Raw genomic sequence first — 13,791 nt, 5'->3', positions numbered from 1 at the left:
GGAATTTATAATCGTTAAGCCATTATTTACAATTATTACTTCAATACCTATATATAGTGAGCCAGCCATACTGCCATAGTATCTATTATGGCAGTATGGACAAACTACATTCACTTAATCACTAATTCGATATATTTTATAAAAATTACGTATTCCTTGCTCTACACGTTCGTCGATTTCGCTATGGGTTAATGGTTCTCGAGCACCTAATTTAATTTCAAGGTTTACAAAACCTAACCACATACCTGTTAGTATATCTGCTGCCTGAGTAGATTCACACACTGGCAATTCTTTATTAACTATCGCATTTTCGATCAGCCTCGTAAGTAGCTTTTGCCCACGTCCTGGCCCTAAAGCAAAAAAATGTTTGGGCAAATCTGTATTATCAGACTCTAAACTAGCTATCAATCGATCCCAATTTAGTAAATCCCGATTGTTTATAAATCTCAGATATTGCACACCAAAGTCATATAAAGCCTCTGAAATTGGTATTTCTTTGAGTCTAATAAATTCTTCTTCTGTTATTGTCAAAGCGGATTCACGACGTATAACAGCTTCTATCAGTGCTTGTTTATCCTTGAATTTAGCGTACAAAGTTGCTTTTGCAACACCTGAGAATGCCGCTATTTCGTCGAGTGTAACTTCTGGACCTTTCTGGAGAAACAAGTTGCGAGCACAATTAAGTATGGTGGTCTTTTTCAGATTGTCTGTTGGTCTACCTGGTCGTCTTTTTTCTTGCATAGTGTAAACCTCCTTTAAGCTTATCTTTCAATAGAAAGAAATATTTATAACTATGGCAAATAGGATATCAATCCTATTAATAATAGTATTGATATTCAATGGGTTTACTAACTCACATTACATTGAACGATTTTTGATTTTTTATACAGCTGATAAAACAGATAAAATACCAGCTAACATGAGTCCACCAACTACAGTTATATGTTCAAGTACAATATGAAATTCATGTGTTCGCTTTGGTTCATCAAACTTCCAAAATGGATGTCCTATTGGAATTGTTAATAAAAGAAATATTGCTAACCAACCAGCACCTAGCCATCCAAAACCAGCAAAATTAGTAATTATGAGCAAGGACCCTAAGAGCTGAGTTCCTATAGTTGCAACTGCGAAAAGCTTAGGTACAGGAAGGTTCGCATCAATCATTTCTTGTACAATAATTTTGAAGTTGAATATACCAAACAGACCTGCCATCCAAAATACGAGGGTTAGAATAACTTTCGCAATCACTAAAATGATAGAGCTACCTAACAAGGTGATAATAATTTCCTGCATATCAATCTCTAAAAATAATTACTATACTGGATAGTATAGTAATTATTTTTAGAGATTGATAGAGGATTGGAAATAAATTCATGTAATCCATAAAACCAAGGTTTCTCACTACAGAAGAAATTAAAAAAAGGTTTTTAATGTTTTTAAAAGTTTTTAATGTTTTTAAATCCGCTGTACCTCTTGGTAATAAAGGCTTTCAAGACCCATAAAGCAACGTCTTACGACCCATAAAGCAACGTCTTACGACCCATAAAGCAACGTCTTACGACCCATAAAGCAACGTCTTACGACCCATAAAGCAACGTCTTACGACCCATAAAGCAACTTAAATTTTAATTTGTTGCTTTATCAGCACGTGCGTATTAGAGTTGCTTAGAGTACATAAGGGGTCGCAATGCAAAAGCAGTTAGTTACTAAAGATAATTCTTTGATAGGGGCAAGCTACAGCTTAGGTGTAGTTGAGCAACGGCTGATCTTTTTAGCTATCATTGAAGCTAGAGAGCAAAAAACTTTAATAGAGGCTGGTGGACTACTAAGAATTTATGCTCAGAGCTATGCCAAACAATTTGATGTAGAGAAACATACATCTTATGAAGCTATGAAAAGAGCTGTAAACGGGTTGTATGAAGCAGGTTTTGCTTACAGTAAACTTGACGAACGATCAGGAAAAATAGGTCACTATAGAAGTCGATGGGTCGATAAAATTGGTTATATCGACGATTTAGGATGCGTTGAACTTGTTTTTGCAAGCGATGTGATACCGTTAATTACTAGACTCGAAGCTAGATATACAGAGTATGAGTTGAAACAGGTTGTAGGGTTACAAAGTGAATATGCTATTAGGCTCTATGAGTTGATCATACAATGGCGATCAGTGAGGAAAACAAACCCAATATCGCTTTCAGAGTTACGAAAAAAACTGGGATTGGTAGATGAATACAAGAGAATAGAGGCTTTTAAAAGAAGGGTTCTAGATTTAGCAATAAAACAGATTAACGAACATACTGATATCACAGTTCAATATGAACAACATAAACAAGGTAGGGTTATTATAGGTTTTACCTTCAAGTTCAGACTAAAAGCTCAAGCTAAAAAGTTGTTGGAAAAAAGTAGAAGTAGTGATATGCCGAACATGCTAGCTTCCCTAAAAATGACAGACAAACAGAGGGGAATGTTTGCAGCCAGGCTGTCGAGAATGAGCGAGTTGGCTAATTATGCTAAGCAGGGTGAGGATTATAAAGCATTTGCTGAACGAATTGAGCTTGAGTTATTGGATGAGAGTAAGCATGATTTTTATATGCCTTATCTTGAAAAGATAGGCTTTCAGTCTTCTTAGAATATTAATAACATATAAGTACCAAAATGATGTTTTTCCAACTCATGCTGTAGGCAATTCATATAAGTTGCAATGAATCTTCTCGTATATTGCATATAAGCTCTAGCGAAGAACAGGTAAATAATGAAAATAAGTACCTATGTTGAAAAAAATGAGAGTGCGCCGAAGCTTGAAGACAAAGTTATCATTGAAGCAGCTCATGAAAAATATACTTTCCATAAGTTGCTTCAATGATGGTTTTTAGTCGTTACATTGTTTTAGAAAACAATAGTTATCCTTGCATCCATAGTTGTAAATAGCCCAGAGGCATTACCATATAGGCAAAATGTTCCATTACCAATAGAAATCCAGCAATACCGATAGTATAAATGACAGTTTTTACAGCATTCATACGTGCCACTACTAGCAAGAATAGTACAGCAAAAATAATACTACCTATTAGCATGCCTACCGTGAATACAAGCCAAATAAAGGCGAGAACCCAACCTGTAGAAATAAGAACAGTAATGACAGTACCTCTCCATAACTGAATTGTAGCTTGGCTATCAGGAGAGCGACGCATCCTAAAAATATCAACAACTAGTGCGACGAAAGATAATCCAATACCTACGATGCCAGTTACCTTTGGAAATAAACCACCATCACCAGAATACTGCAATGCGAGTGTAAATTGCATAATAAAGAAAAGTAGGAAAACTATTGTTGTAACCAAGCGAACCTTGTTGGTTGCGTGGCCGCCATCGGCTTCAACAATTGCAGCTGCTTTAACACTCTCACCATTATCGATAGCCTTTTTCTTAGCCAGTTGTCTACGGACAAAGGGTATGACCAATGCACCTACAAGAATCAGTAGAACAACCATGACAAAAGGACGTGTCAACCATTCAGTTGGTTCATACACTTTTACCGTCAAGAAAAAATATCTTTCTAATGGTTCTGCAAGAACAAAAGAAATAAGAAAAGGTGCACGAGGAATATCACATTCCTTACATAGCCATCCAATCAGACCTAATAACAACATCATGTAAAAGATGTTGAGATCGATGGGACCTTGAAAGCCACTCATAAATATAATTGGAATTAGTGCAGCAGCTAGAATCGGGAAAGGTATGAATGATAGGCGAGCTAAAGGTTGAGCTAACAAAAATGAAAAAACGGCACCTGCAATACTCGCAAGGGCAAAAGCCCATACGATAAAATAAACCAGATCAAGATGCTTTGTCATCATTGCAGGACCTGGTTGAATACCGAAAACCAGTAGTACGCCTAGTAGCAAGGCAAAAGGTGCTGCACCTGGTACACCAAAAATCAATGTTGGAATCAAAGCACCTGATTCAATACCATTACTTGCGGCGGAAGGGGCAATAACACCCCTTGGGTCACCCTCACCAAATTTGGAATCACCTTTACGTGCAGCAAAAGCTTGTGCCTGTCCGTATGAAATCCATGAACCTGCAGTAGAACCAACGCCAGGTAAGAAACCAATGGCAGTACCAATAGCTGCTCCTTGAAGTACAGCAAAGGGATAGCGCAAAATATCTTTGAAACCTTCTTTCTGCCCACCACCAACATTAATTCTTTGGCTAGAAACTGCAGTTTTTTGAGCAATCAAGCCAATAATTTCTGCTAGACCAAATACGCCCAATGCCACAGCTACCAAGTTGATGCCATCGCTTAGGAATTCTATATCAAAGGTAAATCGGTATTCTGCACTAATCGGTGATACTCCGACAAAGCCAAGTGCCAATCCGAATACTGAAATCATCAAACCTTTGGTCATATTGCCTTTTGACAACATGGCAGTTAAGAAAACCCCTGCTACAATCAAAGAAAAGATTTCTGGTGAGCCAAAAGCGGTGACAATTGGCTTTGCAATAGGCACAACAAAGGTCAAAGCAACAATACCAAATAGACCACCTAGTGTGGATGCAATAAAACTGGCACTTAACGCTCTACCTCCTTCGCCTTTTTGTGCCATCTTATAACCATCCAGTAGAAATACTGAAGCGGATGCAGAGCCAGGTATTCCTAAGACAACTGAAGTAATGACATCAGATGTATGTACGACGGCCACCGCACCGATAATCATGGCGATAGCCTGATTTGGCTCAAGTGTAAAAACAAAAGGCATAAGTACAGCTACCGCACCTGTACCACCTATACCTGGTGTCACGCCAATAAGAACACCGACAATGACTCCAATTAACAAAAACATAAGCATTTGGGTATCAGCGAGCTGTCCTAATGCTGAGAATATCACGTCTATCATGACCTTTCCTTAGTGAATAGCTGTTCCATATTTTTCAAGTAATAACTTGGATATAAAGTCCATAGTTTCAGGGCTTACCTTTAATGCTTTACGAAAATCTTCTTTCGCTTCCTTGCCTGAAATTAACTGATACCCTCCTAAAGCATCCTTAGCTTTTTGCATAAACTCCTTGTCATTATTAAGCTTCTTCACCATGGCATCATATTGATCAATGACTTCTTGACTAGTGCCTTCATTTCCCCACATACCTTTTTGATAATAAAGACCAGACACTACGAACGCTTGGAACGCTTCATACGCCATTCGTTGGTGCTCAGTTTTACCACCATATTTTTGGTACATCTCTTCAAAGGTTGGAACATTTGGTAAGTTCGGGTCACGCTCGACCTTACCATTCACAGGAATACCCATACTAAACAATGGCACGACTTCGCCAGTCTTTTCCCCCTCAGCAAGCTGAGATAAGTAAGTTGCGGTCGTCTGAAAATCTAAATTAGTTTCTCCACGTTGTACTGCCAGTCTGGTAGGACCACGACCCTCAAAACCAAAAACGCCCCTAACAGGTACACCTAAAGCTTCAAGTGCTAAGATTGCAATCAAGTCCAAACCAGACGCACTCATCCCACCATATAAAAGTTCTTCAGGCGCATTTCGTAGGTCGTTGACATTTTTAATGCCAGTCTCACCGTTAGTCCACAAAACCGCACCTGTCCCATTAATGACTAATGGTTCAAGTTTAGAAAAGTCAAAGTGAGCGGTCTTGTGATCTAGCATATCTTGGAAATAGGTAGTTGCAGAGGTGATCATCAAGTACTGACCATTATTAACACCACTTTTAACAAAGGCGTTAGTACCCGTAATAGTTTCACCACCTGGCACATTGATTACCTGATAGCGATCGATTTCTGGACTTTCTTCGGCAAAGGACTGAGTAATAAAACGTGCCCATGTATCTGTACCACCACCTGAACCATACGGTACCATCACATCCACAACACCAGGTCCTGTTGGCTTATAGCTAGCTTGTTCTGGTGCACAAGCAGTTGTAAATAGAAAAATCGGTAACATAGCAATGCTAATTAGACGACGTGCACCATACTTTTTTGTCTTATTATTTTTCATAGTCATCATGATATTGCCACTTCCTTTGGCAAAAGGTTTAAGAGAATATTAATAGTTGCTTTGGCAATGGTTCTACAAGTACCAGATATATCTTTACCCATTTCGCAACGTTGTGAATCTTCATATTCAGGAAGCCAATACTTACTGGTACTGCCTCGCATCCGTGCTGCTTTTATTACAACATCCTTCATCATTCACCACCTATTTTTGACTTTTTCAGAGCGATAGTATATGCACCCTCTATCGCTAATAGGCAACGAGGAAATTTTTGTCTATCTATACTAAAGATCTAGGCTTGATAAATCTCTTCCCGAACTACAAGTGCATCACTATGAATATAGATTTATATCTTCTAAAGTTTTATGAAGGAGGGCATGGGAGGAGTTTGAAATAGATTACTCCGCTCTCAACTTTGAAGGTGATTAACACGGGAAGAGCACTTCACTGACTCATTGTTTTAGACCAAAAAACAATGGATTTGTCAGATACTTATAGATGAATTTATAATTAATGTCTATTTAATTATGGTGCAGTGCTAAAAATTTTTACTACTTAGCCTTTGCGAGCTACTGATTACACACCAGAGCTAAGTGATTTTAATATTGTTTTCATGGGTATACCCTACTGGAACCACCCCAAATAGACCCCAGAAGTTATAAATAGACTACCTATAACAGACTGCTATAATAGAACCACTTATAACAGACTATTCTAGGTGCTTATGTTTATTAGAGCTTATCTTCGCGCTTCGACCAAAGAACAAGATGCCAAACGTGCTAAGAGCGAACTCATCGCCTTTGCAAATGATCATCACCATAAAATAGCTGCTTTCTATACTGAGAATGAATCTGGAACAACGCTAGAGCGCCCACAACTGATGCAACTTATCGAGGACGCTCATGATGGCGATGTAATTTTAGTCGAGCAGATAGATCGCTTAGCGCGGCTGACTCCATCCGACTGGAATATTCTCAAGCAAAAGCTGTCAGCCAAACACCTCTCTGTAGTATCAAAAGAGCTGCCAACGTCTTATATGGCTCTACAGCAAAAAAAGAACTCCGAATTTATGGATAGCGTGCTGCGTGCTATCAACGACATGATGCTTGATATGCTTGCCGCAATTGCTCGTAAAGATTATGAAGATCGTCGCCATCGCCAGATGCAAGGTATCGCTCGCGCCAAAGCTGAAGGTAAATATAAGGGGCGTAGAAAAGATACTGGCAAACGCACAATCATCGCCAGTCTGCTGACAGCTGGCCACAGTTATTCTGAGATACAAAGTATGACCAGATGTTCTCGTCAATTGATTGCTGATGTGGCTAAACAGTGAGATTCATGCGATAGTTATCTAGAAAACGTTCTGAACAGTTGCACTGTACAGATCTTAAAAACGTACTTGAACACTAGGTCAAACATGAAAATTTCAGTAACTAAAGCAGCAAAACAGTGGGGGGTATCGAGAACCACCATTTACCAGAAAATCAATGAGGGCGAGCTTTCCAGAACGGCTGACAAGCAAATTGATACTTCAGAGATGATTCGAGTTTTTGGAGAGCCAGCTGCCAAAAAACGTACTGAACAAACAATGAATACTAATAACGGTACGTCTTCGAACAGTCAAAACGTACAGGACTGTACAGTACTTGAACATCAATTAGCACTCGAAAAGCTGAAAAATAAGCACTTAGAACAGCAAGTCCACGCTCAAAAGCAGCTAATAGAAAATTATCAAGATCAAATCAAACAGCTCAATATAACACTAGAAAAAGCAAATGCCAGTATTCATGACTTAACACAGATCAGACTACTGGAGTTTAAAGGTTCTGAACATGAAAAAGGTCATCAGCAACCGCAGACAGATCTGTCACCTGAAATAAAGGCTGCAGCTACAGCTCCGAAAAAGAAAAGATGGTTTGGGTTTTAATTGTTTATTACGGTCTTGGCATACTGTAAGAGCGTCGCGGCGTCGGCCTATTTGGTTTATCCTGAACAACGCTTTTGATCTTTAGCTCTAAAGGCTCAGGTGCTTTAATATCACCATACAACTTTTGATGATATGTTTTCTTAATCTCCATACCTGTAGTCCACGTTTTCAGATCCCAATTACCGCGTGACCTATTGACGCTCTCATAATCCTTTTGACGCTCTTCTACGACATGTGCTCTCTGTGCCAAGCCATAAAACCCCTCTTCATAGATAGTACCTTTGAGCCTAATATTTCGCTTTAGGTCAGGATGAGACACACTGACACTGCTTCGCGTTACTCTCTCAATTTTCAATCCCATTCTTCTCAGGGTATGAAACACGCTACCGCGGTTAAGGAACATACGTTCTTCTAGGCTATCGCGCATTTTTCGATCAATAGCTCCTTTTAAAGCGGAATCGCTCTTAGGGTTAGCAATAATTTCATCGTCTTCTTTATCTTGATAATTGACCTGTTTATCATACAGTGCAGGACGCGAAGCATTATTTACATAAGGATTTATCAAACGCTTTCGCTTAGGATCATTGGGGTCAGTCAAACCGTATTCTTGATTGATAATATTTTTAAAAGCATTTACCCGTACCAGGTCAGCACCTGCATAAAAGGGCTGTAATCTTTTACCACTTCTAAGCTCTTGGCAAGGAATGACAAAGTTCAGTTCAAGCCGTCCGTTCTTATCGCTATGCTCTACCCATAAAATGTCATATTGATCGGGGTCAAGTCCTACAAACAACGTATTTTCAAAGCGCTGCATGATGTCTTTTTTCTGCTTATCTGTAAATTGAGTAGCATCCTCAGTAAAAGAAAGAACCCCTGCCTTATATTTTTGTTTATAGGGTGTGGTATTGATTAGCTGCTCAGTGAGCTTAGGATTGCCATAAAGTACCTTCGCACCTTCCCTAAGGCTATTATCACTACCCAGTAGGTAGTTAATAGGTCCTGCGCCTGATCCTTTGCCTCGGTTAAAGAATTTGACAATCATCCCTTACCTCGCAAATGCTCATTAAGTAGCGTATCTATTGCAGTTCTGATAGCTTGCATCTGCTCAAACACATTCTCGTCTATTTTCTTATCAGTATTGACGTGCTTGGCAATCTGATTAAGGTTTGAGCCAATACGACCAAGTGCGCGAACCAGCTCAGGATCAGCTGGCTTCATTGGCGTTACCCCTAAACCCAAATCACGCATCCATCCTGCCATTGTCGTTCCTTGCTGCCGCTGTTTCAGCTTAGCCAGTTCATCTTCAGTTACGCGAATCGCAATTTCTTTGGTCCTTTTTTTACCACTAATTTGTGGCATCACATCGACTCCTTTCTCGGGTTGGGGGTCAAGGGGGCGATAGCCCCTTTGCCAGCACCTAAGAAGGGGGGATTGTAGCAAAGCGAAAATAGCCCCCTCTTAGGACTGCTAGCTTAAAATAGTATCATAAATGTCTGTATACAATAGAAATTGTATGTCTATATATACCTCTTAACGTAGAGAAACAAATGTCTATATATATAATAAATAGGGTATGATTGATACTTTATAAGAACATTGGGGCGAAATAATGAGTGAAGTACCGTACTCTAAGCGTAAAGTAAACATGATGCGTGTGAACGCTATGAGAAAGGAGGGGGCTATAGCCAAACAGTTATTTATTGCTTTCATAAGCGGTGCAATGACTCTAAATTTTAATAGCAAAAATGCTAAAAATTATCCAGAGGATTACTACATATTCAAAAGAATAGTAGAGCATACACCAAGTATCGAAAAGCTTCACAGTCAGATAAACATGTATAGAGCTTCTCAAATACTAGAATTACTAGGGACAAGCGTTGATAATAAAAAACTAAGCTTCCTAAAAGATCATAAAGATCCGTTTAGCAATATATCATCTCAAAATGTACTTGATATTATCAAAGCAGACTTGGACAACTACAGATTACTTCTAGAGGCGTTTATTTTCCATAGACATCGAAAAGCCATTATAAACCTACGTTTCAAGATCAAAAAAGAGCTAGGTATGACTAACGAAGAGATAAAACCTTATAAGATATACATGACAATCCCTAATAGCCTTTTACCCTTTGCTAATGCCTATCAGAAGCAAAAACACGCTATTCAAAAGAAAAATTCAAAATAATTTTTTTCAATTTCCCACCTCACTCTCTCTAATCAGTATGCCCACTAGAGTATGCCCACAGCGTATGTCCACATAAGCAGATAGGGCAACAGCGCTTGAGCTAAACCTAAAGGGCTCCGCGCTGTTGCCCTATCTATGTGGACAACCCTGATGGACAACTCTGTGGACAACTGCTTGGAGAGAGTGAGGATGAAGTTTTGGGCAACACTCACCCTAAAGCGCTCACAAGTAAAAACTTGCAAACCCTTTAGAGTATTGCCCTGACAACTGCCTGTCGGTCGCTCGGCATCGTCTCGGGAAGTCATCACGGTATCACGCTGACTCTGTCATGATTACGGCTGATAGCACCGCCTAGACACGCTCATAACCGCTATATAGCCATTTCTATGCTAGCAAGGGTTCATTAACCCAATATACCGCTACGAATACGCTTATATAACCTCTCATTGCGTTGCTTAATATGTCTAGTAACCCCTGTCTCAAGCTTGCTTGTCACCCACACAATGCAGTCGTCACTGAGGCCTGCCACCCATTGCTAGGGAACAGTTACAAAGTGCTGATAGGGCGAAAGTAACGAGCAAATAGACGGTTTTACTGAGTAAGTAGAAGGAATTACTGTAGTAAATTATGAAATTTGATTGCAATGCCAACATAGTTTGCTAAAATAACCACTAATGGGCTTTACTGCTGGTCAAATAACGCACTTTGGATGCTTATTTGGTCGTTACAGGCGTCGCCAAACGTCTGTAACCGTTAATGAACATTAAACGATAAACCCCCCTAATACGTCAAGTAGTAGGGGGGTTTATTTTTTGGAGTTATCACTAGCAACTTGATATATACATCAACGTAATGATGAAAAATATTGAGTAGGCGATTTACCTAAAGATTTTTTAAACATAGTTATGAATGCATTAACAGAGTCATATCCTAAAGTACCCGCCACGCTCTGCACAGATTGTCCCTCTGCCAGTTTATTCAATGCAATCATCAGATGTAACTGCTGACGCCAGCGCCCAAAACTTAGTCCCGTATCGCTTTTCACCAGTCTAGCCAGTGATCGCTCACTCGTTGCCAACTGCTCTGCCCATTGACGCAGCGTGGTGCGGTTACTTGGGTCTGCAAAGAGCGTATCCGCAATGTATCTGATCCTCGGATCGTCTGATATTGGTAAATAAAGCTCTTTCACTGCTGCATCGGAAAGCTGCTCGAGTAGGACAGCAACCAAACGTGCAGTTTTGCTTTCAGCAGCGTATGAAGGTTCCTGCTCAGAAAGATAAAGTATCAACTCTCTTACTAATGGCGTGATCGCAACGGTACAACAATTTCTAGGCATCTCCGACGCGTCAGGCTCAACGAATAAAAAGCAAGTACGAGCATTTTGAGTAACATGGCAACTATGAGTCGTACCGCCAGGAATCCAAAGGGCGTGCTGAGGAGGCACAAGCCAGAGTGCATTTGGAACCTTACAACTGACTGCACCATGCAAAGACATAATCAACTGACCTTTACGATGATCATGGGGTTCGATTTCAGAGTCATTTGATACTGGTGCAAGCTGAAGAGCAACCGCGGCCTGTGCGAATCTATTAGAATCAAAATCTACTGGTGATGACACTGTTTTTTTAAAAATTGGCATAATATAGGTATTAATTGTCATATTATCTATATTATAGAGATATCAAATACTTTAAAGTGCTTCTTTTTTTAAAGAAAGCTAGAGAGCATGCTCAATACCGCTAAAAACAAGTGGCACGCTATTGTGCTTATCGTAGGAATACTTTTTATTGCTGCTAATCTACGTGTTACCTTCACAGCAATCGCACCCGTTCTGCCGCTCGTGCAAAACGACTTTGGTCTAAGCTCCTCATCAGTAGGTCTACTCACTTCATTGCCTTTGCTTGCATTTGCAGCATTTTCGCCAATAAGTGCTTCGTTCGCTCGTCAATTCGGATTAGAACGCACACTTTTTGTGGCGATGATCATTATTCTATCAGGTATTCTACTGCGCTCTGCGGGTAGTGTATGGACTTTATACATCGGCACTATGCTAATAGGGGTGGGAGTTGCTTTTGGCAACGTGCTGTTACCTGGTCTGATTAAACGTGAATTTCCAGCAAATATGGCATCTATGACGGGGGCTTACTCCATTACTATGGGTGCAGTAGGTGCGATAGGGTCTGTAATAATTGTTCCTATAGCGCAGAGTTGGAGCTGGCCTATTGCTTTAGGCTTGTTAATCATAGTCCCACTACTTGCCCTTATGTTCTGGATACCACAGCTGAAAAAAAATGATGCGGTAAAATTATCGAATAGAGAAAAATCGGCAAGCGTGAACGTTTGGAAATCGCCGTTAGCGTGGCAAGTCACCCTGTTTATGGGGCTCAACGCAATGCCTTTTTACGTCGCTGTCGGGTGGCTACCCACTATCTTAATAGACAATGGATTATCAGCTGGACAAGCAGGATCTGTGCACGGGACGTTGCAACTCGCCACAGCTATTCCCGGGCTAATACTGGCAGCCACACTTCGTCGTTTAAAAGATCAAAAGTTAGCAGCGGTAACCGTGAGTTTGTTAGTTGCACTATCACTAATCGGATTTGTTTATTTTCCGAACCTTTCCGTGTTGTGGGCTGCTTTTTTAGGCTTCGGCTCTGGTGCTAGCATGATGCTCGGTCTGACGTTTGTAGGTTTACGCACAACCAATGCCGATGACGCTGCTGCTTTATCAGGCATGGCACAGTGTGTCGGCTATCTGATGGCAGCGGCAGGTCCTTTGCTGCTAGGTCAACTGCATGATTGGATTGGGGGTTGGACTGTACCACTATTAATAACCGCCGCCATCTCTGTTGCCGGTGCATACAGTGGGATGATGGCTGGGCGCAATGCCCATCTTGAACCTGATCCATCGCTTAGAAGCACAGCTCACTAATTAGAAACCATGGCAGATATGTGTATACCACCACAGAGCTGCCATATTAAGACTTCCATATTAACTATTGAGTAAAATCTATGAGCAACATACTAATAATCAACGGCGCCAAATCATTTCTTATATCAAAGGGCGAGCTTAATAATATGTTTGCCACACTGGCTGCCGATCATCTTACTGCACTCGGTCACCAAGTCTCAACTACAGTTGTCGATGCTCCCTACTCAGTTGACGAGGAAGTTCAGAAAATCGCCAACAGCGATATCATCATCTATCAGATGCCAGGTTGGTGGATGGGCGAGCCTTGGACAGTCAAGCGCTACATTGATGAAGTCTTCACTGCTGGCCATGGCGTCCTGTATGCCAACGATGGTCGCTCACGTATCGACGACTCGAAAAAATACGGCAGTGGTGGTTTGTTGCGGGGTAAAAAGTACATGCTGTCGCTAACTTGGAACGCGCCGCAGGAAGCTTTCGATGACCCGAAGCAATTCTTTCATGGCGTAGGGGTCGAGGGTGTTTACCTACACTTCCATAAGGCCAATCAGTTCCTTGGGTTGGAAGCTCTCCCTACCTTCATTGCCAACGATGTCGAAAAAAATCCGCAGATTGAGCAGGACATTGCTAAGTATCACCAGCACCTCGATCGATACTTTCGTTGAACTGAACTACATTGACGAAAACACAGATAATATTTCAAGATATCTTAATAAGATATTATCAGTATGAT

14 protein-coding genes are annotated in these 13,791 nt (G+C 40.5%); 6 read left to right on the top strand and 8 right to left on the bottom strand.

The window, feature by feature from the left end; translation table 11 throughout:
- Positions 1 to 114 precede the first annotated feature (114 nt).
- On the bottom strand, positions 115 to 741 hold the full coding sequence (locus JMW05_RS11915) for a TetR/AcrR family transcriptional regulator (protein WP_201505702.1): 627 nt from the start codon (positions 739 to 741) through the stop codon (positions 115 to 117).
- Between the two features lie 141 nt (positions 742 to 882).
- Positions 883 to 1,293 (bottom strand): DoxX family protein, encoded by a 411-nt coding sequence (locus JMW05_RS11910; protein WP_201505700.1) that lies wholly within the window; start codon positions 1,291 to 1,293, stop codon positions 883 to 885.
- Positions 1,294 to 1,687: 394 nt separating this feature from the next.
- Here JMW05_RS11910 and repM point away from each other — a divergent pair, with 394 nt between their 5' ends.
- Positions 1,688 to 2,629 (top strand): replication initiation protein RepM, encoded by a 942-nt coding sequence (repM, locus tag JMW05_RS11905; protein ID WP_201505698.1) that lies wholly within the window; start codon positions 1,688 to 1,690, stop codon positions 2,627 to 2,629.
- A 271-nt stretch (positions 2,630 to 2,900) separates the two neighbouring features.
- Here the strand turns inward: repM and JMW05_RS11900 are convergent, their stop codons facing one another.
- From JMW05_RS11900 to JMW05_RS11890, 3 genes are read right to left on the bottom strand one after another with little or no spacing between them, the layout of a single operon-like run.
- Positions 2,901 to 4,898, bottom strand: a complete 1,998-nt coding sequence (locus JMW05_RS11900; RefSeq protein ID WP_201505696.1) for a tripartite tricarboxylate transporter permease — start codon at positions 4,896 to 4,898, stop codon at positions 2,901 to 2,903.
- Between the two features lie 9 nt (positions 4,899 to 4,907).
- Positions 4,908 to 6,029 carry a type 2 periplasmic-binding domain-containing protein gene (locus JMW05_RS11895; protein ID WP_201505695.1) on the bottom strand — a complete coding sequence of 374 codons (1,122 nt, stop codon included), beginning with the start codon at positions 6,027 to 6,029 and terminating at the stop codon, positions 4,908 to 4,910.
- The gene (locus JMW05_RS11890) at positions 6,026 to 6,214 is read right to left on the bottom strand and encodes a hypothetical protein (RefSeq protein ID WP_201505693.1); all 189 of its coding nucleotides are present in this window, start codon (positions 6,212 to 6,214) and stop codon (positions 6,026 to 6,028) included. The genes JMW05_RS11895 and JMW05_RS11890 overlap by 4 nt, the downstream gene beginning before the upstream one ends.
- Before the next feature lie 527 nt (positions 6,215 to 6,741).
- Here JMW05_RS11890 and JMW05_RS11885 point away from each other — a divergent pair.
- The gene (locus JMW05_RS11885) at positions 6,742 to 7,350 is read left to right on the top strand and encodes a recombinase family protein (RefSeq protein ID WP_201505691.1); all 609 of its coding nucleotides are present in this window, start codon (positions 6,742 to 6,744) and stop codon (positions 7,348 to 7,350) included.
- 84 nt (positions 7,351 to 7,434) lie between these two features.
- A complete protein-coding gene (locus JMW05_RS11880) occupies positions 7,435 to 7,944 on the top strand; it encodes a plasmid replication DNA-binding protein (RefSeq protein WP_201505690.1) in 510 nt (169 codons plus the stop codon).
- Positions 7,945 to 7,951: 7 nt separating this feature from the next.
- On the opposite strand, the gene JMW05_RS11875 is transcribed toward JMW05_RS11880, so the two are convergent.
- Both JMW05_RS11875 and JMW05_RS11870 read right to left on the bottom strand, forming a co-directional pair.
- Positions 7,952 to 8,986, bottom strand: coding sequence for a relaxase family protein (locus JMW05_RS11875; RefSeq protein WP_201505688.1), 1,035 nt, complete (start codon positions 8,984 to 8,986; stop codon positions 7,952 to 7,954).
- Complete coding sequence (locus tag JMW05_RS11870; protein WP_227691577.1) at positions 8,983 to 9,303, bottom strand: MobC family plasmid mobilization relaxosome protein; 321 nt, start codon at positions 9,301 to 9,303, stop codon at positions 8,983 to 8,985. The genes JMW05_RS11875 and JMW05_RS11870 overlap by 4 nt, the downstream gene beginning before the upstream one ends.
- 250 nt (positions 9,304 to 9,553) lie before the next feature.
- On the opposite strand from JMW05_RS11870, the gene JMW05_RS11865 reads away from it, so the two are divergent.
- Positions 9,554 to 10,129: a hypothetical protein gene (locus JMW05_RS11865; protein ID WP_201505678.1), complete on the top strand. Its 576-nt coding sequence runs from the start codon at positions 9,554 to 9,556 to the stop codon at positions 10,127 to 10,129.
- Between the two features lie 844 nt (positions 10,130 to 10,973).
- Here JMW05_RS11865 and JMW05_RS11860 read toward each other — a convergent pair.
- The gene (locus tag JMW05_RS11860) at positions 10,974 to 11,789 is read right to left on the bottom strand and encodes an AraC family transcriptional regulator (RefSeq protein ID WP_265090615.1); all 816 of its coding nucleotides are present in this window, start codon (positions 11,787 to 11,789) and stop codon (positions 10,974 to 10,976) included.
- A gap of 66 nt (positions 11,790 to 11,855) precedes the next feature.
- Between JMW05_RS11860 and JMW05_RS11855 the strand changes: the two genes are divergently transcribed.
- Positions 11,856 to 13,061, top strand: a complete 1,206-nt coding sequence (locus JMW05_RS11855; RefSeq protein WP_201505676.1) for an MFS transporter — start codon at positions 11,856 to 11,858, stop codon at positions 13,059 to 13,061.
- 80 nt (positions 13,062 to 13,141) lie between these two features.
- A complete protein-coding gene (locus JMW05_RS11850) occupies positions 13,142 to 13,723 on the top strand; it encodes an NAD(P)H-dependent oxidoreductase (protein WP_201505675.1) in 582 nt (193 codons plus the stop codon).
- Positions 13,724 to 13,791: the final 68 nt, after the last annotated feature.

Origin of the sequence: Psychrobacter aestuarii, from assembly GCF_904846035.1 — a bacterium.
In the GTDB taxonomy this organism is placed as follows: Bacteria; Pseudomonadota; Gammaproteobacteria; order Pseudomonadales; family Moraxellaceae; genus Psychrobacter; species Psychrobacter aestuarii.
This window is presented reverse-complemented; position numbering and strand designations above follow the sequence as displayed.